The organism is Actinoallomurus sp. CA-150999 (assembly GCF_050942425.1).
Classification (GTDB): Bacteria; Actinomycetota; Actinomycetes; order Streptosporangiales; family Streptosporangiaceae; genus Actinoallomurus.
This window is the reverse complement of sequence record NZ_CP192063.1, coordinates 585892-604664: the sequence shown is the minus strand read 5'-3', so window position 1 is coordinate 604664 and position 18773 is coordinate 585892. Positions and strand designations below refer to the sequence as shown.

Here is an 18773-nt window from a genome sequence, read left to right as displayed (position 1 = left end):
AAGACTCCTCTGTCACATCAGTGCCAGGCTGACGTGGACGGCGAGATCGGTCACGCCGGCTGGTGGCTCTGCGCGCCGGTCACTCTCTGGCGGTTTGTTCCAGGTGCTGGACGATGGCGCGGAGGGAGCCGGCGAGGTCTTGGCGCTGCGTGCTGTCGAGCTGCTTGACGACGAAGGCCTCTTCCTTGTTGAACTCGGGGAAGAGGGTGCGCATGAGGCGGTCGCCGGTCGGGGTGATGGAGAGCATGACGCGGCGTTTGTCGGTGGCGTGGGGGCCGCGTTTGACGTAGCGGTAGGACTCGAGGGTTTTGATCACGCCGGTGAGGGTGCCTTTGGAGATGCCGGCCTCCTCGGCGACGTGGCGGGTCTCGCTCTCGTCCCAGATCCAGACGACCCACAGGACGACGAATCCGGTCCAGGTGAGCCCGGTGCCGCGGAGCACGGTCTGCTCCAGGTGGTTGCGGATGGCGGCGGAGGCCCGGTAGATGTTCGACACCGCCCACATGGCCTCGAAGTCGAGGTTGAGGTCGCCGAGCCGGCTGCTGATGGCGTCCTCGGTGTTCCGCAGTGTGTGATGGCCGGTCAACGTCGCCCTCTCGCCGTGGTTCGGGATGTTGGTGTCACGTTAGAGCTGCCAGGAGTACTCGTGAAACTCCCAGTCCGTCACGGTCCGCTCGTACCGGTCGATCTCCTGCCGCTTGAGTGCGGTGAACAGCTCCACGAATCGGCCACCGAGCGCCTCGCCGAGTGCCTTGTCCTGCTCAAGGGCGGTGAGGGCGGCGGCCAGCGACTCCGGTAGCGGCGCTCCGGAGGCGCGTGCCGGGGGCGGGGCGAGTTGCCGGTCGATGCCGTCCAGGCCGGCGGCCAGCAGCGCGGCCACTCCCAGGTAGGGGTTGAGGATGCCGTCACCGACGCGGGTCTCCAGCCGGGTGCCGGCCCCGCGCTCGGGAGGGACCCGCACCAGCGCCGTACGGTCGTCGAGCCCCCAGCCGGCGTCGCGGGGCACCAGCGCCCCGGCCCGGAGCCGCTTGAAGGCGTTGATCGACGGGTTGAGGATCGCGGTGAGCCCGGCGGCGTGCTCCAGGATGCCGGCCAGGAACGCCAGTGCGAGGTCGCTGAGGCCGCCGTCGGCGGTGGCGAACAGGCTGCGTCCTTCCGGGTCGGTGAGCGACAGGTGGATGTGGCCGCCGCTGCCGGACCGGCCGGTGAAGGGCAGGCCCATGAAGGTGGCCCGCAGCCCGTGGCCGGCCGCGACCTCCTTCACGACGTGCTTGAACAGGAAGGTACGGTCGCAGGCGTCGAGCGCGGCGGAGTGCACCTGGTTGATCTCGAACTGGCCGCCGGTGTACTCGTGGAAGCCGCCGATCGTGCCCAGGTTCAGGGCCCGGCAGTGTCGCAGCAGGTCCGGCAGCAGGCCAGACGGGTCATAGGCACCCCCCACGACGTACCCTGCGGAGTCGTGGTCCAGGTAGCGCACCCACCGGTGCGGCGCCTGCTGATCCGGCGCGCAGACGTAGAACTCCAGCTCCGGAGCGGCCACCGGGTGCAGTCCGCGCTCGGTGAACCGGCTCACCTGGGCGCGGAGCAGGTCGCGCGGGGACACGTCCAGCGGTTTGCGCGATACCGGGTCGAGGACGTCGGCCAGCACGATCGCATAGCCCGGCGCGTGAGAGGGGAAGCGCAGCGTGTCCAGATCGGGCACCGCCAGCCCGTCCGGCCAGCCACGTCCGGAAGACTCGGCGACGTCCAGCGGTTCGGCGCTCAGGTCGGTCACCATCAGCGCCTGGCAGAACGCCAGCCCGGTCTCGGCCACGTTGCGCAGCTCGGCCGCCGCGATGTCCTTTCCTCGGGGCACTCCGTGCAGATCGCTCCAGAGCACGCGGACGAGATCGGCGTCCCGGGTGTCGATGGACGGCATGCAACGCCTCCAGGTGTTTGGTTCCAAACAGTATGGGATTCGAGCTCGGCGATGACAACCTTCTTGCTGGGAATCTACCCGCGAGAATCCCTTGTCAGCACTCCATGCGCCGTCTACCGTACGGGACCAAACGATTTGCGCCCCGGCGCAGTGACCCCTTGGAGTGGTTGATGTCACCACCCGCTAAGCACGCGAAGCTCTCGCTCCTCGACGTCGTCGCCCAATCCGTCGGTTTCATGGGCCCGGTCTTCTCCGGCACGATCGTCCTGGGGCTGCTGATCGGCCTCAACGCCACCGGAAAGGGCGCCGGCTCGGCGGCGCCGCTGGCGGTCGTCCTGGCCGCGGTGGGCATGTTCGCCCTGGGCTGGCTGGTGTCGGCCTACGCCCGGCGGGTGCGGGCGGCCGGGTCCCTGTACAACTACGTGACGTTGGGCCTGGGAGAGAAGGCGGGTGCCGCGGCGGGGTACGTCTACTACTCCGGCGTGATGATCCTCGGTGCCGCCATCGCGGTCTTCGTCGGCGGCTTCGTGCACGACACGCTGAAGGCCCGGTTGGGCTTCGACGCGATCCCCACCCTGGTCTGGCAGCTGGGTCTGCTGGCCGGGCTGCTGGTGGTCGTGCACGTGGGCGTCCAGGTGTCCACCCGGGCCCAGTTGGTGCTGGCCCTGGTGTCGATGACCGTCCTGACGCTGTTCTTCCTCTATGTCATCGTCAAGACCGGCTCGGGCAACAGCGTCAAGGCGTTCCGCCCCTCGTCGTCCGGCGACGGGTGGGCCGGCATCCTGTTCGCGGTGCTGTACGGGGTGCTGCTGTTCACCGGCTTCGAGGCCGCCGCCAACCTGGCCGAGGAGACCGGCAGCCCGGAGCGGCACATTCCCCGGGCGGTGCTGATCTCCCTGGCAGTGGCTTCGGCGTTCTTCCTGCTCGGCACGTACGCCCAGGTCGCGGGCTTCCACTTCGATGTCCACGCGATGCAGCAGGCCGCCGCCGGGTCGCCGCTGGTCACTCTGGCCAGCGGTCACGCCTACGGGGCGAGCTGGCTGGGCGATCTGGTCGCGGTGATGGTGATGCTCGACCTCCTCGCGGTCTACATCGGGGTCTCGGTCTCGGTCGGCCGTGGCCTGCAGACCATGGCCAAGGACGGCTGGCTGCCCGCGAGGCTCGCCCGCGAGTCGGCCCGGCGCGGCACTCCGGTCGGGGCGACGGCGCTGACCGGTGCGGTCTACCTGCTGTGCGTCGTGGCGTCTCAGATCGCGCCCAAGCTGGTCGCGCCGGCGGGCGCGTCGGGCTATGGGCCCTGGTACGGCTGGCTGTCGGCGTACGGCGTGTTCTGTCTGGCCGCGATCTATCTGGCGATGGCCGTCGGCGCCCCACGTGGCCTGCGCGACCTGGGCAGACCGGTGCAGGTCTGGAGCTGCTCGGTGTTGGCCGCGCTGATCACCGGCGGTGCGGTGTTCGGGTCGATCTACAAGGTGCCGCAGCCCACGCTGACCGCCAGCTACCTGGCCATCGCATCGGTACTGGTCGCCGTGGTGGCGGCTCTCGTGGTCAAGGGCGGTGCGGTGACCGGCGAGGTCCCGGTCCGCGAGCAGGTGGCCCCGTAATGGTCTTGATCGTCACTGGCGGGGGAAGTGGGATCGGAGCGGCCGTGGCGGAACTCGCCACGGCCGCCGGGGCCCAGGTGGTCATCTCGGGCCGCCGTCGCGACGCACTCGAGCAGGTCGCCGAGCGTACCGGCGCCCTGGTCCACGCCGCCGACCTGACCACCCCGGGCGCACCGGAGGCCCTGGTCGGGGCCGCGTTGGAGGCGTACGGCCGGGTCGACGCGGTGGTCGCCAACGCCGGCGTGATGCGGAGCGGCGGCCTGCTGGAGGTGTCCGAGCAGAGCTGGCGAGACAGCCTGGAGACCAACCTGACCGCGGTCTTCCGGCTGGCCCGGGCGGCCATGCCGCACCTGGTACGAAGCCGGGGCGCGCTCGTGACGGTGAGCTCGATCGCGGCGCTCCGAGCGCCCGCCGGGGCCGTCGCGTACGCCTCGGCCAAGGCCGCCGTCACGATGCTGACTCAGTCGATCGCGGTGGAGTTCGGCCCGCGCGGCGTCCGCGCCAACACCGTCTGCCCCGGCTGGGTGCGCACCGAGATGGCCGACATGGAGATGCGCGAGTTCGGCGAACCGGAGGGCCTGTCCGTACCGGACGCCTACGCCGAGGTGACCCGGCTGTCGCCGCAGCGGCGGCCGGCCGCGCCCGCCGAGGTCGCCGAGGCGATCTGGTGGCTGGCCGGGCCCGCCGCGTCCGCGGTCAACGGCGCGGTGCTCACCGTGGACGGCGGCACCACGGTGATCGACCCGGGCACCGTGCCGTTCGAGGTCCGGCTCACCCCGCGGAGGCCCTGATGGAGCTGCATCTGTCCGGTCGGTCGGTGCTGGTCAGCGGCGGTGCCAGCGGGATAGGCGCCGCGACCGTGGAGGCCTTCCTCGCCGAGGGCGCGGCGGTCACGGTGCTGGACCGGGCGGCCGGGCCGGACGATCTGCCGGTGCGCTGGGTGCGGGGCGACGTGACCGACGAGGCGTCGGTACGCGAGGCGGTGGCCGCCGCCGGGCCACTGGACATCGCGGTCGGCTGCGCCGGGATCTCCGGTCCGATGGGGGTGCCCGCCACCGACATCACGCGCGACGACTTCACCCGCACCGTCGAGGTCAACCTGACCGGGCAGTTCCTGCTCGCCAAGCACGCGGCCCCGGCGATGGCGGCGAGTTCCGCCCCGGCCATCGTGTTCGTCGCCTCCGACTCCGGCTTCGTCGCGGCACCCGGGATGGTCGCGTACTGCGCGGCCAAGGGCGGCGTGGTCATGCTCACCAGGGCGCTGGCCGTCGACCTGGAAGCGGCCCGGGTCCGGGTCAACTGCGTGTGCCCGAGCATCGTCGACACCCCGATGGCCCGGGCCGATCTCGGCGCGGCCTTCGACGCGCTCCCGGTCCCGGTGCACCGGCCGGCCGACGTCGCCCGCTCGATTCTCTATCTGGCCGCCCCGGTCTCCGCCGGGATCAACGGCACCGCCCAGCTCCTGGACTTCGGTGGCCTGGCCAAGTCCTCGTTCCCCGCCTGAAAGGCTTTCGATGAAGGGCTTCTTCCCACCCAAGTCCGCGACCGGACGCTCGGCGCTGGTCCCCTCACCACCGTGGTACTACTCCGGTGACCTGCTCACCATCGAGTACCGCACCGATCCGGCCCGGATCGCCGAGCTGCTGCCGGCCCCGCTCACCCTGGCCGAGGAGGACCCGGGCGCGGTCGCGCTGATCTGGGCCGACTGGCAGTCCTGCGGCGAGTCCCGGGAGGAACTGCTGGACCCGGTGCGCTCCCAGTACAGGGAGTGCTTCGCCGTGGTCCGCTGCCGGTACGGCGACCGAACGTTCTCGCGCTGCGTCTACATCTGGGTGGACAAGGACTTCGCGATCGCCCGCGGTCTGCACCAGGGTTATCCGAAGAAGCTCGGCTCGATCCATCTGACGCGGCCGCACCCGTACGGGCCGGCGCCGCGGATCGAGGCGGGCGCCCGGTTCGGTGCGACACTGGCCGCCGCCGACCGCCGGCTCGCCGAGGCCGTCGTCACGTTGCGCGAACCGGCCGAGACGAACGGGTTCGTCAACGCGCATCCGATGGCCCACCACCGCTGGCTGCCGCACATCGAACCCGGCAGGGGCCTGGCCCTGGACGAACTCGTCGAATCCGGTGCCGCCGCCTTCGAGGGCGGTGTTCCGTGGGCGGCCGACGCCGACCTGAGGCTGTTCGCCTCCCCGACCGAGGAGCTGTCGCTGCTGCGGATCGAGGAGCCGATCGGCGCCTACTACCGGCAGGTCGGCGTCTGCTGGAACGGCGGCACCCTGCTCGCCTCGGCCACCAGCGCGGCGAACACGGCCTGACCGTCGGGCAGGTCCTCGGGGTGCCACTGGACCCCGAGGAACCAGCCCGCGCCGGTACGCCGTTCGACCGCCTCGACGGTGCCGTCCGCCGCCCGGGCGCTGACCACCAGGCCGGCACCGAGCCGGTCCACGCACTGGTGGTGGAAGCAGGAGATCCGGACCTTGTCCGCGCCCACCACGGCGGCGAGCAGAGATCCGGACTCGACGCCGGCGTCCTGCACGACATGCCGGTGCCCGCCCTGATCCCGGTGCAGCGTGCCGCCGAGCACGGTGTTGACCACCTGCAGCCCCCGGCAGACCGCCAGCGTCGGGAGTCCGACGGCCAGGGCGTGGCGGGCCAGCGCGAAGTCGAAGGCGTCCTGCTCCTCGTCCACGTCGTACACGCTGTCGTCCGGAACGCCGCCGTAGTGCCGGGGCGCGATGTCGCCGCCGCCCGGCAGCAGCAGACCGGCGCAGCGGGCCAGCCGTTCGGCCACGTCGGAGTCGGCGGCCGGGTGCATGGTGAACGGCTCGCCGCCCGCCCGGTACACCGCCTCGACCAGCGCCCGGGCGTTCACCTCGGCGGCGAACCGCAGCGCCGACGCCGACGCGGAGAACCGCGCCGGGATCGCGATCAGCGGCCGCGTCACCAGGCTATCCATGGGGTGCATCGCGATCAGCGGCCGCGTCACAGGGCGATCCACGTGGTCTTCAGCTCGGTGAACTTCTCCAGCGCGTGCAGCGACTTGTCCCGGCCGTTCCCGGACTGCTTGAAACCACCGAACGGCACGTTCAGCCCGCCCTCCTCGTAGCAGTTGACCCAGACGGTGCCGGCCTTCAGCCGCCGGGCGACCCGGTGCGCCGTCGACAGGTCCGCCGTCCACAGCCCGGCGGCCAGCCCGTACACCGAGTCGTTGGCCAGCGCGACGGCCTCGTCGAGGGTGTCGAAGGTGAGGACGGACAGCACCGGGCCGAAGATCTCCTCCCGGCAGATCTCCATGTCCGGCGTCACCTGATCGAAGACGGTGGGTTGCAGATAGAAGCCGGGCCGGTCCAGCCGCTGCCCGCCGGTGCGCAGCCGGGCACCCGCGGATGCGATGTGCTCCTCGACCGAGGCGAGCTGCCGGGCGGTCGCGATCGGGCCCATCTCCGTGGCCGGGTCCAGGGGGTCGCCGATCCGGATCGCCTGAGCCCGCTCGACCACCGCGTCGACCACCTCCGCCGCGATCGAGCGGTGCACGAGCAACCGGGACGGCGCGGTGCACATCTGCCCGGAGTTGAAGAAGATGCCCCAGGCCGCCGTCGCCGCGGCGGTGGCCAGGTCGGGCGCGTCGGGAAGCACCAGGTTGGGGGACTTGCCGCCGAGTTCCAGCCACACCCGCTTGAGGTTGGAGTCCGCCGCGTAGTGCAGGTAGTGCCGGCCGACCTCGGTGGAGCCGGTGAAGGCGACCACGTCCACGTCCGGGCTCTTTCCCAGGGCGATCCCCGCGGCCCGGCCGCGCGCGGCGAGCACGTTGAACACCCCGGGCGGCAGCCCCGCCTCGGTGCCGAGTTCGCCGAGCCGCAGCGCCGACAACGGCGTCTGCTCGGCCGGTTTGAGCACCACCGTGCAACCCGCCGCCAGCGCCGCCGCGACCTTCCAGGTGGCCAGGGTCAGGGGGAAGTTCCACGGCACGATCGCGGCCACGACGCCGATCGGCTCGCGGGTGACCAGCGCCAGCGCGTCCGGCCCGGCCTGCGGCGCCTCGTCGGTCAGCTTGTCGGCCAGCTCGCCGTAGTAGCGCAACGTGTTGATGACCGCGCGCAGTTCGATGCCGTGGGAGTCCTTGATCGGCTTGCCCATCTCCAGGCTGATCAGCAGGGCCAGCTCGTCCCGGTCGCGTTCCACGAGGTCGGCGAGCCGCAGCAGGATCCGGCCGCGTTCGGCGGGCTCGAGCCGTGGCCACGGGCCGTCGTCGAAGGCCCGCCGGGCCGCCCGTACCGCCGACTCCACCTCGGCCGGACCCGCGTCGGGCACCTCGGTGAGCACGGCGCCGTCGCGCGGCGAGATGACCGGGAACGTTCCGGCGGTGCCGGCGTTCGACTCGCCGCCCAGGTGGTGCCCGGCGGGGAAGGTCAGCGCGGCGGCCCGCCGCAGCCACTCATCGGTCATCGTCACTCCTTGTTCGGATACGAACGATAGTCCGTACATTCAACAGATGGAACGCGACCTTGTACACGTATTGAGTTTCGCGCACGCCTCATCTAGATTGTTTGATCCCGAACAAGTTGGAGTTGCCGATGTCCGAACATGCCGCAGTGGTCGCCGGGATCCCGGTCGACACCCGGCACTGGATCGCGGGTGAGCGGGTCGCCTCGACGAGCACGTTCCCGGACGTGTCGCCGATCGACGGTCAGGTGATCGCCGAGGTGGCCCGCGGCGGCGCGGCCGAGGCGGCCGCCGCGATCGAGGCCGCGCGGGTCGCCTTCCCCGGCTGGGCGGCCACCGACCGGGCCGAGCGGGCCCGGATCCTGCACGCGATCGCCGACGGGGTCGACAAGCGCCTCGACGAGTTGGCGCTGGTGGAGACCACCGACAACGGCGCGCTGCTGCGCTCCCACCGGAACGGGGTGATGCCCCGGGTGGCGCACAACTTCCGGTTCTTCGCCGATTGGCTGCTCGGGCTCGGCCACGAGGACTTCGAGACCCGGGGGCACCGCAACCACGTGAGCTGGGATCCGGCCGGGGTCTGCGTGCTGATCACGCCGTGGAACGCGCCGCTGATGCTGGCCACCTGGAAGGTCGCGCCCGCGCTCGCCGCCGGGAACACCGTGGTGCTCAAGCCGGCCGAGTGGTCCCCGCTGACCGCGTCGCTGCTGGCCGACATCGCCGCCGAGGCCGGGCTGCCGTCCGGGGTGTTGAACGTCGTGCAGGGGTACGGCGCGGAGGCCGGAGCGGCGCTGGTCGCCGACCCCGCGGTCAGCCGGATCAGCTTCACCGGCTCCGTGCCGACGGCCCGGCGGATCGCCGCCGCCGCGGCCGCCAACCTGACCCCGCTCAGCCTCGAGCTCGGCGGGAAGTCTCCGCTGCTGGTGTTCGAGGACGCCGATCTGGACCTGGCGGTCGACCTGGCGGTGGAACAGTACGACAACGCCGGGCAGGTCTGCCTGGCCGGAACCCGGCTGCTGGTCCACGACGGCGTCGCCGCGGAGTTCACCGAGCGATTCCTGGCCCGCGCTTCGGGGCTGGTGCAGGGCGATCCGCGCGCCCCCGGCACCGACGTCGGCCCGAACATCCACCGCGACCATCTGGCCCGGGTCGACGGCTTCGTCCGGCGGGCCGCCGATCAGGGCGCCGCGACCCTGCTGGGCGGCGGGCCCAACACGGACCTGGGCGGGCTCTACTACCGGCCCACCCTGCTCACCGGAATGCCGCCGGGCAGCGAGATCCTCACCGAGGAGGTCTTCGGCCCGGTACTCACCCTGCAGACCTTCGGGACCGAGGAGGAGGCGGTAGCGCTGGCCAACGGCACCCGGTACGGGCTGGCCGCGGTGGTGGCCACCGGCTCGCCGGAACGGGCCGAACGGGTCAGTGCCGCGCTGGTGGCCGGCACCGTCTGGGTCAACTGCTTCTTCGTCCGCGACCTGCGCGCCCCGTTCGGCGGCGCCCGGCAGTCCGGCGTCGGCCGCGAGGGCGGCGACTGGAGCTTCGATTTCTACTGCGACCTCAAGAACACGGTGACCGCGCCATGGGAGAAGTAACCGGAGCGGGCCTGCTCGCCCACACCCCGAGCGTCATGCTCCCGCTCCAGACCCGGCTGGAGCTCAACAACGGCCGCGACTACACGCTCGTCGAGGGACTCCGCCGGCTGCGCCGCGAGGTCTTCGAGACCGCCGACTACGACACCGTCGTCGTGCTCGACTCGCACTGGGCCACCACGGTGGAGTTCGTCGTCTCCGCCCAGGATCGGCGGGCCGGCCTCTACACCTCTGAGGAACTGCCCCGCGGTATGTGCCGCGTCCCCTACGACTTTCCCGGCGACCCGGAGCTCGCGCACGCCATCGCCGGCCACGCCGCCGACCACGGCACCTGGATCACCCCGATCGACGACCCGTACCTGCCCATCTTCTACGCCACCGTCAACCTGTGGAAATACCTGGGCGAGGGCCTGCCCGACAAGCGCTGGATCTCCATCGGCGTCTGCCAGACCGGCGACACCGAGGATCACCTGCGGCTCGGCCGGGCACTGGCCGACGGCATCGCGGCCACCGACCGCAAGGTGCTCCTGGTCGCGTCGGGGGCGCTGTCGCACACCTTCTGGCCGCTCCGCCAGATCCGCGACCACGAGCCCGCCGACCCGGTGCACGTCCGTACCGCCGAGGCCCGGGCGGCCGACGAGGAACGGCTCCGCTGGCTCCGGGACGGCCGCCACGACCTGGTTCTGAAGACCATGCCAGAGTTCCTGTCCGTCAAACCGGAGGGCCACTTCGGCCACTACCTGATGATGATCGGCGCGCTCGGCGAGGAGCGGTGCACCGCCCCGGGCCGGCAGTACGGCGAGTACGAGAACTCGGTCGGCACCGGCCAGGCTCACGTCTGGTTCGACCGGCCCGCGAAGGGATGGACCGGCGATGAGCGCTGAGTACCGCCGCATCGTGCTGGACGGCGCGGTCGTCCAGGTGGAACGCCACGGGGACGAACTGGTGGCCGGCGACGGCCGCCGGGTCAAGGCCGACGACGCGGTGCACCTGCCGCCGGTCGAGCCCAGCAAGATCATCGCGGTGCACCTCAACCACCGCAGTCGCGTCGAGGAATTCCAGACCCGGCTGCCGGCCGCACCGACGTACTTCCACAAGCCGACCTCGGCGCTCAACGCGCACGGCGGCGCGGTCGTCCGCCCGGCCGGCTGCCGGTATCTCAACTACGAGGGCGAGGTCGCCATCGTCATCGGCAGGACCTGCCGCGACGTCGCCCCCGCCGACGCCGACGCGTACATCGCCGGATACACCATCGCCAACGACTTCGGCCTGCACGACTTCCGCGACACCGACGCCGGATCGATGCTGCGGGTCAAGGGTTCCGACACCCTCGCCCCGCTCGGCCCCGGCCTGGTCACCGACTGGGACTTCCGCGGCAAGCGGCTGCGCACGTACGTCAACGGGACCGTCGTACAAGACGGCTCCACCGACGAGATGCAGTGGGACATGCGCTACCTCGTCGCCGACATCGCCCGCACCATCACCCTCGTGCCCGGAGACGTGCTGTTGTCCGGCACCCCGGCCGGATCCCGCCCGGTGCGGCCGGGCGACCTCGTCGAGGTCTCCGTCGAGGGGCTCGGCACCCTCCGCAGCCACATCGTGGACGGACCTGCCGGCATCCGTGCCGAGGTCGGCGCCCAGCCCACCGAATCGGAAGAGGTACGGTCGACCGCGCTCGGCGGCGACTGGGAACTGCGCGGAGTCAGGAGCCCGCGCCGATGACCCTGCCGCGGAATCAGGAGCCCGCGCCGCGGATGCAACTGGTGCTCAGCGAGAACTGGACCATGACCGGCGGGCGCGACCTGCGCACGCTGGTGCGGTGGGCCAGGGAGGCCGAGGACGCCGGCTTCGACTCGGTCATGCTCAGCGAGCACATCGTCCTCGGCCCGGACGCCGGCGCCGCCGGCCGAATGGCCAATCCCCGCGAGTACGCGCTGCCCGGCAACCAGGACCCGCACACGCCATGGCCCAGCTCGGTCGTGCTGCTCAGCGCCATCGCCGCGGTCACCACGCGGCTCCGCCTGGCCGCCGCCGCGATCGTCGCGCCGCTCCGGCACCCGCTCCTGCTCGCCCGCGAACTCGGCACCCTCGACCTGCTCTCCGAGGGCCGGCTGATCGTTCTCCCCACCGTCAGCTGGAGCCGCGACGAGTACGCCGCGCTCGGCGTGCCCTACGAGCTGCGGGGGAAGCTGCTCGACGAGCACCTGGAAGGCTGGGAGCTGCTGTGGCAGGAGTCCCCCGCCACCTACCAGGGCGAGCACTACCGGTTCCGCGACATCTACCTCGAACCCAAGGCCTACCGGCCCGGCGGGCCGACGCTGTGGTTCGGCGGAGCCGGCCTGCACCCCGCCCTGCTGCGGCGACTGGTCCGGTACGGGCACGGCTTCAACCCGCTCGGCTATCCGGCCGGCGAGGAGATGCGGCGGCTGGGCGACGCCCTCGCCGCGGCGGGCCGAGAACCGTCCGAGCTGGAACTGGTCGGCGGCACCCGCGCGGTGTTCCCCGACGAGCGCTCCTGCGCCGACCTCGGCCGGGCGCTGGCCGACATCCCGGAGCGGATGGCGGCCGGCTACACCACCTTCTGCATCAAGCCCTCCCAATTCATCGACGACCCGCACGGCATCGCCGCCTTCTGCCGCGACGTCATCCGCCGGGTGGAAGCGCTCACCGCATGAAACGCGCCCTCGTCATCCAGCACGACCACCTCACCGCACCCGGCCACATCGGCGACCGGCTCGTCCAGCGCGGATACGACCTGGACCTGCTGCTGGTGGTCCCGCCGCACGGGCCGCCGCGCACCGACTTCCCGGACCCCGCCGCGTACGACCTCGTCCTTCCGCTCGGCGCGCCCTGGTCGGCGTACGACATCGCGGGTCTGGGCTCCTGGCTGCTGCCCGAACTGGCCCTGCTGCGGCGCGCTCACGACGCCGGGACACCGGTCCTCGGCATCTGCTTCGGCGGCCAGTTGGCGGCCTTCGCCCTCGGCGGACAGGTCCGCCTCGCCGCCCGGCCCGAGCACGGCTTCACCGACATCCAGACGACCGACCCCGGTCTGATCGAACCCGGCCCCTGGTACCAGGCCCACCACGACCGCTTCGAGCCACCGCCCGGCGCCGAGCGGCTCGCCTGGACCGACGTCTGCCCCCAGGCCTTCCGCCTCGGCCGAACCCTCGGCCTGCAGTTCCACCCCGAAGTCACCCCCGAGATCGTGGCCCGCTGGATGACCCCGGACACCCGCCACACCGTGAGCGCCGCGGGATTCGACCCCGCCGAGATCCTGGCGCAGGCCGAGAAGCACGCCGAAGCGTCCCGTGACCGCGCGTACCGTCTGCTGGACCGGCTTCTCGATCACATCGGGGTGGAACCCGCCCGATAGTCGTCCGTGCAGCTCAGGCGGCATGCTCGTACGCGTTGAGGATCCTCCCGGCCGGGTCACGGTCAGGGCTTGGTTGCGAACACCCACCGGTTGGCGGCCAGTGCGTCGGGCCGCTCGGGCTCGGGGTGTGGGCCGCGCCCGTGCCGGCGGGTGAATTCGAACGCGGTGTGGACCGACGTGGACCAGCCCCGGGCCGCCAGGTCCCCGGCGGAGTCGGGCCTCGGCTCCCCGCCGAACAGGACGAGAAGGTCGACGCCGATCCGTCGCCTGGCCGCCGAGTAGATCGGGCTTTCGCGGACGGCCGCCGACTCCGTACCGAGCTTGACCTCGTAGGCCAGGGCGCTCCCCACCGCGCTCAGCCCGTCCACCGCCTCGATGAGGGCGCGTTCGGCGGCGTGGGGAAGGTAGAGCAGCAGCCCCTCGGCGAGCCAGGCGGTCGGTGCGGCCGGGTCGAAGCCGGCGCCGGTCAGCTCCCCGGCCCATTCGAGGCGCAGATCGCCGCCGATCGTGATGCGCTCGGCCGTCGGCACGGCACCCAGCCCGTCGAGCACGCCGTTCTTGAACGCGAGGACGTCCTCCTGGTCGATCTCAAAGATCGTGCAGCCGGGCGGCCAGTCGAGCCGGTACGCCCGCGTGTCCAGGCCCGCCCCGAGGAGGACCACCTGTCGAGTGCCCGCGCGCACCTGCCGCAGGAGGAAGTCGTCGAGGACCCTGGTCCGCAGGCCGAAGTAGCGCGCGAACCGGCCCCAGAACGGATCGGCGTCGCCGTCCGGAACCTGCTGGAGGCGCACCGGCCAGGCCGCGGACGCCCGTGCCGCGCGTACGAAGTGCTCGGCATAGACGTCCCGTGCCAGGGCGTCGCGGCGGTGGGTCTCGATCGCCCGCGCCGCGGCGACCATGAGGGCGGTCCGTCCGACGCCTTCTTCCACGCCGGTGTCGCCGGCCATGGGCTCTCCTCTCCAGGCCCCACCGCACGGTCGGTCCTCGAACCGTGCGGCGGCGGTCAGATAAGACGGAACACGCGTCGCGTCGATGCCGGTGTGGGGCACCGGCATCGACATCGGCTGCCGGGACGCCTGTCAGACCAGGGTGTCGCTGACGGCGTGGCTGCCCCTGGCGAGGAAGAAGTCCTCGATGGCGGTCAGCCACTCGGTCCTGGAGACCTGGCCGGTGCCCTGCGGGTCGAGCGCCCGGGAGAGAGCCTCGATGTTCGCGACGGGGAAGCCCACCGCCCCCAGCCCCCGTACGAGGTCGGCGTGCTGGACGAAGCCGTCGTCATCGCGATCGCAGATCGCGGTCAGCGCCTCCGCGTAGGGCCGGACGTTGTCCTCGTACCCGTGCGGTTCGTGGAACCGGGCGTATTCATCCGGGCTCAGCTTCCCGTCATGGTTCCGGTCGAGGGTGTCGACCAGGCCCTGCCAGTAGCGCCGGCAGCTCGCGCGGAGCGCTTGAGCCTTGGGTGAGCTCTCCGCCGCGTCCAGCGCCTCGCTGATCCGGCGCCCGAGCCCGTCGAAGTCCTCCGCCTCCAGGTAGCCGTTGGAGTTCGTGTCGAGGGCGTCGAACGCGGCCTTGATTCGGTCCAGACGTGCATCCATCGGGGGAACCTCCAGCGAGGAGTGTGATGCAGACAGTAGTACTATAACTACATATCGTGATCAATCAAGCGTCATTCGGATTGGCGCATCCATATGGGTCCCCAGACTCGTGTCGTCCCCCAACCAGCGCGTCAGGGCGGCTTCCAGGCCGGTGGGGTCACTGGCGCCGTCGTCCGACGCCCACGCCACGAAGCCGTCGGGACGCACCAGCAGGCCGCTCACCCCGGTGCCGTCCGAACCGCCTCGGACCAGTTCCAGACGCCCGGCGTACGGCTTGGCCAGGGCCGCCAGCCGGTCGTCCCCGGCGAGATCGACGAGCAGGGCCCGGCCCTCATGGGCGTGGTCGGCGAGCCGCGTGCCGTCCTCCAGCCGGAGGTCGGGCATTGTCGCGCCGACCAGCGGATGGCCGTCCCCCAGGTCGTAGCGCTGCCACAGACCTGAGATCCGCTTCACGTAGTAGGTCGCCCCGTCCCGTGTGCCGAGGAAGTCGGTGACCACACTTCTGAGGGCACGGCTGTAGGCGTCGCCGCGCATCACGGCCACCTGCGCGCGCGTCCAGTCGAGCACCCAGGCGCCGATCGGGTGCCGTTCGCCGGTGTAGGTGTCGAGCAGGCCCTCGGGCGCCCACCCTCGCACGGTGGCGGCGAGCTTCCAGCCCAGGTTGACGGCATCGCCGAGCCCGAGGTTCAGGCCCTGGCCGCTGAAGGGCGAGTGCACGTGGGCGGCGTCCCCGCAGAGGAGCACGCGACCGCGCCGATAGGTCGTCGCCTGCCGCGCGTGGTCCGTGAAGCGCGTGCCGCTGACGACCTCGGTGACGCGGACGTCGACGCCGCTGACGCGCCGCAGGCTGGCCTCCATCTCGGCCGCGGTGACCGGTGTCTCCCGGTCCGCCGGAGGGCCGTCCAGCTCGACCGTGCGTACACGGCCCGGCATCGGCCCGTAGACGTAGACGCCGGTGGGGGTGTGCTGCCAGCCTCGCCCCAGACGCTCCGCCCCCTCCACGGTGGCCACCGCCTGGCGGACCGTGATCTCGGGGTCCGTGCCGGGGAACTCGAAGCCCGCCAGGCGCCGGACCAGACTGCGGCCTCCGTCGCAGCCGACGAGCCACGCCACGCGCACGTCGTCCCGGCCTTGGAGGTGCACGGTGACGCCGGCCTCATCCGCGTCGAATCCACACACCTCGACGCCGCGCCGAACCTCGACGCCGAGCTCCGCCGCGCGCTCACCGAGGATCCGCTCCACCTCGACCTGCGGGACCTGCACGTACCAAGTCGGGCCACGACCGCGCAGGCTCGGATCTTCCTCGTCGACGGGGTCCGCCGGCACCTGAATCCCACCGAAGTGCCCGGCGAAAGGTGGCCGCCTCCGCTCCTCCTGAAACGGCAGCGGCCCCTCCACCGCCTTCAACGCGGGGAGCAGGCCGCGCCGTTCGAGGGCCTCGGCGGAGGCGGTGTTGATCCCGCCCGCCTTGAGCGCGGTGTCGAGCTCGGTCCGCCGTTCGACGACGAGCACCCGGGCCCCCGCCACCTGCAGTTCGGTCGCGAGCATCAGGCCGACCGGCCCGGCACCTGCCACGAGCACGTCGTAGTTCATGGTGGTCAGCGAGGTCTTCACGGACATCTGCTTCTCTCCGGCAGTAGACACGAACACTGTTCTATTTAGGAACACTGTTCGTGTCAACCAGAACTACGCTCGTACCTCATCTAGACTTGTCGCATGGCATCGCCTCCTCAGCGACGGCGCGCAGCGCGGCACCAGCAACTCCTGGCCGGCGACACCGACGCGACCCGTCGCGGACCGTCGGCGGGGCGCAAGAGGCCCATCACCGTCGACGCCATCGTCGAGACCGCGCTCGGCATCGTCGAGCGCGAGGGATACGGCGCCCTGACGATGCGACGAGTGGCCGGCGCCCTCGAAACGGGCCCTGCGTCGCTCTACGCCCACGTCGTCAACAAGGAGGACCTGGACGACCTCCTGATCGGACGGCTCTGCGCCGCGATCGAGCTTCCCGAACCGAATCCGAGCGCCTGGCGTGAGCAGATCATCAGCGTCTGCGCACAGATGCGTGATCAGTACCTGCGCTACCCCGGCATCTCCCTGGCAGCGCTCGCCGGGGTCCCAACGAACCTGGAAACCCTGCGCGTGAGCGAGGGCATGCTCGGCATCGTGCTGGCGGGGGGCGTCGACCCGCAGACGGCCGCATGGACGGTCGACGTCCTGACCCTCTATGTCAACGCCTTCTGCCTCGAGACCTCCCTGCTCGACAGGCATGCCGACCAGGAGGGGTGGGCCGTCAGCCGCGACGAATTGCTACGCCGATTCGCCGCGTTGCCCGGTGCCTTCCCCAACACCAAGCGCTACGCGGCCGAACTGACGGCCGGCACCGCCCTGGATCGCTTCGAGTTCACCCTCAACCTGATCATGGGCGGACTCGGTAATCGCGCCTAGCCGCCCTGGCGGCGGCCGATCATCACGGCCGGGTGACCCGCAGGTGCCGTCGTTCGGCCAGCTCCTCCGCGCCGACCACGGTCAGAATCGGGGTACCCGGCGGCGCGAACATGGTCACCACCATCTGCGACTGCGCGTCCGGAAGGTTGTTGGCGCCCTGGAGATGGATCACATCGCCCCCGGGCTCGAACAGGGCGTCACCGGCCTTGATCACCCGGGGCGGCTGCCCCTCCAGCTCGAAGAGGATCTCGCCCTGGGTCACGTAGCCGAAGATCGGCCCGGGGTGCCGGTGCGGGGGCGCGCCGGGGTCACCGGGCGACAGGGTGATCCGGATGGTCCTGGCCTCGGCGCCCGCCGGGATCCGGGCCGCCGCCTCCGGCAGGGTCGTGATCACCTCGACGCCTGGGGGCAGGTGTGCGAGCTCAGCGCTCATGCGTTTCCTCCAAACAGGGACTGTCGACAGTAAGGACCAGACGACCTCCCCGTTTGTGACGGCCTCCCGGACGGAGTTGAGATCGATCAGAGGCGGTTCCACGCGTAGGTGGGCAGGGAGTGGGTGCCGGCGATCGGTTTCCACAAGGCGACCACCTGGCGCTTGGCGGGACCCGCCTTGTCGTTGGCGGCGATGGCGTTCTTGTACGCCGCCGTCAGCGGGGCGACCTTGGCGCCGCAACTTCGTGTGCGCACCCCCTGCGCCCACGCCAGGTACGCCCGATCGGCCTTGAGGGAGCTCTGGTACGCGCCGATCATCGACTGACGGAGCCGCGGTCCGCTGGGCAGCCGGTCGACCTTGAGCCCTTTCGCCTGGGAGAGCTCCTGCTGCCGATCCCGGACGACCTGCTGGAAACCGGCGACGCCCGCGGACACGTCATCGCACGTCCGAAGGCGGGACGGCAGATGCCCACGGGCCACCTGACCGGACTTGAGGACCTGGTCGACGGCGGCGGCCTGCTGCGCGGCGCCGCCGGCACCCGGCTTCTGCTGCGGAGTCTGCGTCTTGTCCGCCGATCCCCGTGTCAGGGCGACGGCCAGACCTCCGACGAGCACGACCGCGACCGCGACTCCTCCCCCGAGCAGCAGCATCCGATTCCGTCCCATGCCGCCACCCGACGTGGGCGCCGCGGTTTCCCCGGCGACCGGCGGAACGGCCTGGTCCCAGCCGCCCGGATATCCGGGCGGCGGCATCGCCCCGGGCCCCGGAGGGCCGTAACCCTGGCCGGCGGCCTCAGGCGCGTACGGCATCGGGGAACCGAAACCCTGGCCGGCAGGGTCGGACGCGTATGGCATCGGGGAGCCGAAACCCTGGTCGGCCGCGTACGGCATCGCGCCAGGTCCCGGAGAGCCGAACCCTTGGCCGGCGGCGTCGGGCGCGTACGGCATCGGGTCCGTCCCCGGAGGGCCGAAAGCCTGGCCGGCGGCATCCTGTGCGTACGGCATCGCACCGGGCCCCGGCGGACCGGGATTCCAACCGACCGGGCGATGGTCGGGTGGCACGGGGCCGGCCGCCGGGACGTCCAGGCGTTGCGTGGCATTACCGGGATCGGCCTCGCCGGTGCCGCCGACTGCGGGACCCTCGGGCCGTACACTCTCAGGAGTCTCCGCCCCCGCGTCCCAGACCTGGGCCGGCAATGGCTCGGTTCGCGGGTTCATCGCCGAGTCGCCGGCGAAAGGCGGTTGTGAGCCGGAGCGCTCCTCCGCCGGTGGGAGCGCTGCGCCGCACCGTGTGCAGGCGGACAGGCCTGAGGGCACGTCGATCTCGCATGCCGGGCACTTCATGCATGATCCTTCCTCGGTGAC

The 18773-nt window shown here is 71.6% G+C and carries 19 protein-coding genes; 10 read left to right on the top strand and 9 right to left on the bottom strand.

Annotation, left to right across the window (positions count from 1 at the left end; translation table 11 throughout):
• Positions 1-79 precede the first annotated feature (79 nt).
• Both ACQP2O_RS03005 and ACQP2O_RS03000 read right to left on the bottom strand, forming a co-directional pair.
• Positions 80-586, bottom strand: a complete 507-nt coding sequence (locus ACQP2O_RS03005) for a MarR family winged helix-turn-helix transcriptional regulator (RefSeq protein WP_433179660.1) — start codon at positions 584-586, stop codon at positions 80-82.
• A gap of 39 nt (positions 587-625) precedes the next feature.
• A complete protein-coding gene (locus ACQP2O_RS03000) occupies positions 626-1918 on the bottom strand; it encodes a glutamine synthetase family protein (RefSeq protein WP_433179659.1) in 1293 nt (430 codons plus the stop codon).
• A 170-nt stretch (positions 1919-2088) separates the two neighbouring features.
• On the opposite strand from ACQP2O_RS03000, the gene ACQP2O_RS02995 reads away from it, so the two are divergent.
• From ACQP2O_RS02995 to ACQP2O_RS02980, 4 genes are read left to right on the top strand one after another with little or no spacing between them, the layout of a single operon-like run.
• Positions 2089-3522, top strand: coding sequence for an APC family permease (locus ACQP2O_RS02995; protein ID WP_433179658.1), 1434 nt, complete (start codon positions 2089-2091; stop codon positions 3520-3522).
• Entirely contained in the window at positions 3522-4313 is a 792-nt protein-coding gene (locus ACQP2O_RS02990) for an SDR family NAD(P)-dependent oxidoreductase (RefSeq protein WP_433179657.1), read from the top strand. The genes ACQP2O_RS02995 and ACQP2O_RS02990 overlap by 1 nt, the downstream gene beginning before the upstream one ends.
• Entirely contained in the window at positions 4313-5026 is a 714-nt protein-coding gene (locus ACQP2O_RS02985; RefSeq protein WP_433179656.1) for an SDR family NAD(P)-dependent oxidoreductase, read from the top strand. The genes ACQP2O_RS02990 and ACQP2O_RS02985 overlap by 1 nt, the downstream gene beginning before the upstream one ends.
• 10 nt (positions 5027-5036) lie before the next feature.
• The gene (locus ACQP2O_RS02980) at positions 5037-5840 is read left to right on the top strand and encodes an acetoacetate decarboxylase family protein (protein ID WP_433179655.1); all 804 of its coding nucleotides are present in this window, start codon (positions 5037-5039) and stop codon (positions 5838-5840) included.
• Here the strand turns inward: ACQP2O_RS02980 and ACQP2O_RS02975 are convergent.
• Together ACQP2O_RS02975 and ACQP2O_RS02970 are read right to left on the bottom strand one after the other, a co-directional pair.
• Positions 5765-6481: a gamma-glutamyl-gamma-aminobutyrate hydrolase family protein gene (locus ACQP2O_RS02975; RefSeq protein ID WP_433179654.1), complete on the bottom strand. Its 717-nt coding sequence runs from the start codon at positions 6479-6481 to the stop codon at positions 5765-5767. The two genes, ACQP2O_RS02980 and ACQP2O_RS02975, sit on opposite strands and share 76 nt — an antisense overlap.
• A gap of 26 nt (positions 6482-6507) precedes the next feature.
• Complete coding sequence (locus tag ACQP2O_RS02970) at positions 6508-7971, bottom strand: aldehyde dehydrogenase (RefSeq protein WP_433179653.1); 1464 nt, start codon at positions 7969-7971, stop codon at positions 6508-6510.
• A 128-nt stretch (positions 7972-8099) separates the two neighbouring features.
• Between ACQP2O_RS02970 and ACQP2O_RS02965 the strand changes: the two genes are divergently transcribed.
• Genes ACQP2O_RS02965 through ACQP2O_RS02945 form a run of 5 tightly spaced genes read left to right on the top strand, consistent with a single transcriptional unit; the run spans position 8100 to position 12933 of the window.
• Positions 8100-9560, top strand: coding sequence for an aldehyde dehydrogenase (locus ACQP2O_RS02965; RefSeq protein ID WP_433179652.1), 1461 nt, complete (start codon positions 8100-8102; stop codon positions 9558-9560).
• A complete protein-coding gene (locus ACQP2O_RS02960; protein ID WP_433179651.1) occupies positions 9548-10441 on the top strand; it encodes a catechol 1,2-dioxygenase in 894 nt (297 codons plus the stop codon). Before ACQP2O_RS02965 ends, ACQP2O_RS02960 begins: the two co-directional genes overlap by 13 nt.
• Positions 10431-11279: a fumarylacetoacetate hydrolase family protein gene (locus tag ACQP2O_RS02955; RefSeq protein WP_433179650.1), complete on the top strand. Its 849-nt coding sequence runs from the start codon at positions 10431-10433 to the stop codon at positions 11277-11279. The genes ACQP2O_RS02960 and ACQP2O_RS02955 overlap by 11 nt, the downstream gene beginning before the upstream one ends.
• Positions 11276-12232 carry a TIGR03619 family F420-dependent LLM class oxidoreductase gene (locus tag ACQP2O_RS02950; RefSeq protein WP_433179649.1) on the top strand — a complete coding sequence of 319 codons (957 nt, stop codon included), beginning with the start codon at positions 11276-11278 and terminating at the stop codon, positions 12230-12232. Before ACQP2O_RS02955 ends, ACQP2O_RS02950 begins: the two co-directional genes overlap by 4 nt.
• The gene (locus ACQP2O_RS02945; protein WP_433179648.1) at positions 12229-12933 is read left to right on the top strand and encodes a type 1 glutamine amidotransferase; all 705 of its coding nucleotides are present in this window, start codon (positions 12229-12231) and stop codon (positions 12931-12933) included. The genes ACQP2O_RS02950 and ACQP2O_RS02945 overlap by 4 nt, the downstream gene beginning before the upstream one ends.
• A 62-nt stretch (positions 12934-12995) precedes the next feature.
• Here ACQP2O_RS02945 and ACQP2O_RS02940 read toward each other — a convergent pair whose 3' ends face one another.
• From ACQP2O_RS02940 to ACQP2O_RS02930, 3 genes are all read right to left on the bottom strand, one after another.
• Positions 12996-13880 (bottom strand): class I SAM-dependent methyltransferase, encoded by an 885-nt coding sequence (locus ACQP2O_RS02940; RefSeq protein WP_433179647.1) that lies wholly within the window; start codon positions 13878-13880, stop codon positions 12996-12998.
• A gap of 132 nt (positions 13881-14012) precedes the next feature.
• A complete protein-coding gene (locus ACQP2O_RS02935) occupies positions 14013-14528 on the bottom strand; it encodes an EF-hand domain-containing protein (RefSeq protein ID WP_433179646.1) in 516 nt (171 codons plus the stop codon).
• Positions 14529-14588: 60 nt separating this feature from the next.
• The gene (locus ACQP2O_RS02930) at positions 14589-16172 is read right to left on the bottom strand and encodes an FAD-dependent monooxygenase (protein ID WP_433179645.1); all 1584 of its coding nucleotides are present in this window, start codon (positions 16170-16172) and stop codon (positions 14589-14591) included.
• A 72-nt stretch (positions 16173-16244) separates the two neighbouring features.
• On the opposite strand from ACQP2O_RS02930, the gene ACQP2O_RS02925 reads away from it, so the two are divergent.
• The gene (locus ACQP2O_RS02925) at positions 16245-16976 is read left to right on the top strand and encodes a TetR/AcrR family transcriptional regulator (RefSeq protein WP_433179644.1); all 732 of its coding nucleotides are present in this window, start codon (positions 16245-16247) and stop codon (positions 16974-16976) included.
• Positions 16977-16998: 22 nt separating this feature from the next.
• Here ACQP2O_RS02925 and ACQP2O_RS02920 read toward each other — a convergent pair whose 3' ends face one another.
• A complete protein-coding gene (locus ACQP2O_RS02920) occupies positions 16999-17409 on the bottom strand; it encodes a cupin domain-containing protein (protein WP_433179643.1) in 411 nt (136 codons plus the stop codon).
• An 86-nt stretch (positions 17410-17495) separates the two neighbouring features.
• A complete protein-coding gene (locus ACQP2O_RS02915; RefSeq protein ID WP_433179642.1) occupies positions 17496-18356 on the bottom strand; it encodes a hypothetical protein in 861 nt (286 codons plus the stop codon).
• Positions 18357-18773: the final 417 nt, after the last annotated feature.

Coding starts and splice junctions, on each gene's coding strand:
- ACQP2O_RS02970 (WP_433179653.1), bottom strand. CDS start 7,971: ATGACCGATGAGTGGCTGCGGCGGGCCGCCGCGCTGACCTTCCCCGCC.
- ACQP2O_RS02935 (WP_433179646.1), bottom strand. CDS start 14,528: ATGGATGCACGTCTGGACCGAATCAAGGCCGCGTTCGACGCCCTCGAC.
- ACQP2O_RS02925 (WP_433179644.1), top strand. CDS start 16,245: ATGGCATCGCCTCCTCAGCGACGGCGCGCAGCGCGGCACCAGCAACTC.
- ACQP2O_RS02915 (WP_433179642.1), bottom strand. CDS start 18,356: ATGCCGTACGCGCCCGACGCCGCCGGCCAAGGGTTCGGCTCTCCGGGA.
- ACQP2O_RS02995 (WP_433179658.1), top strand. CDS start 2,089: ATGTCACCACCCGCTAAGCACGCGAAGCTCTCGCTCCTCGACGTCGTC.
- ACQP2O_RS03000 (WP_433179659.1), bottom strand. CDS start 1,918: ATGCCGTCCATCGACACCCGGGACGCCGATCTCGTCCGCGTGCTCTGG.
- ACQP2O_RS02950 (WP_433179649.1), top strand. CDS start 11,276: ATGACCCTGCCGCGGAATCAGGAGCCCGCGCCGCGGATGCAACTGGTG.
- ACQP2O_RS02965 (WP_433179652.1), top strand. CDS start 8,100: ATGTCCGAACATGCCGCAGTGGTCGCCGGGATCCCGGTCGACACCCGG.
- ACQP2O_RS02955 (WP_433179650.1), top strand. CDS start 10,431: ATGAGCGCTGAGTACCGCCGCATCGTGCTGGACGGCGCGGTCGTCCAG.
- ACQP2O_RS02960 (WP_433179651.1), top strand. CDS start 9,548: ATGGGAGAAGTAACCGGAGCGGGCCTGCTCGCCCACACCCCGAGCGTC.
- ACQP2O_RS02945 (WP_433179648.1), top strand. CDS start 12,229: ATGAAACGCGCCCTCGTCATCCAGCACGACCACCTCACCGCACCCGGC.
- ACQP2O_RS02980 (WP_433179655.1), top strand. CDS start 5,037: ATGAAGGGCTTCTTCCCACCCAAGTCCGCGACCGGACGCTCGGCGCTG.
- ACQP2O_RS02990 (WP_433179657.1), top strand. CDS start 3,522: ATGGTCTTGATCGTCACTGGCGGGGGAAGTGGGATCGGAGCGGCCGTG.
- ACQP2O_RS02985 (WP_433179656.1), top strand. CDS start 4,313: ATGGAGCTGCATCTGTCCGGTCGGTCGGTGCTGGTCAGCGGCGGTGCC.
- ACQP2O_RS02975 (WP_433179654.1), bottom strand. CDS start 6,481: ATGGATAGCCTGGTGACGCGGCCGCTGATCGCGATCCCGGCGCGGTTC.
- ACQP2O_RS02940 (WP_433179647.1), bottom strand. CDS start 13,880: ATGGCCGGCGACACCGGCGTGGAAGAAGGCGTCGGACGGACCGCCCTC.
- ACQP2O_RS02920 (WP_433179643.1), bottom strand. CDS start 17,409: ATGAGCGCTGAGCTCGCACACCTGCCCCCAGGCGTCGAGGTGATCACG.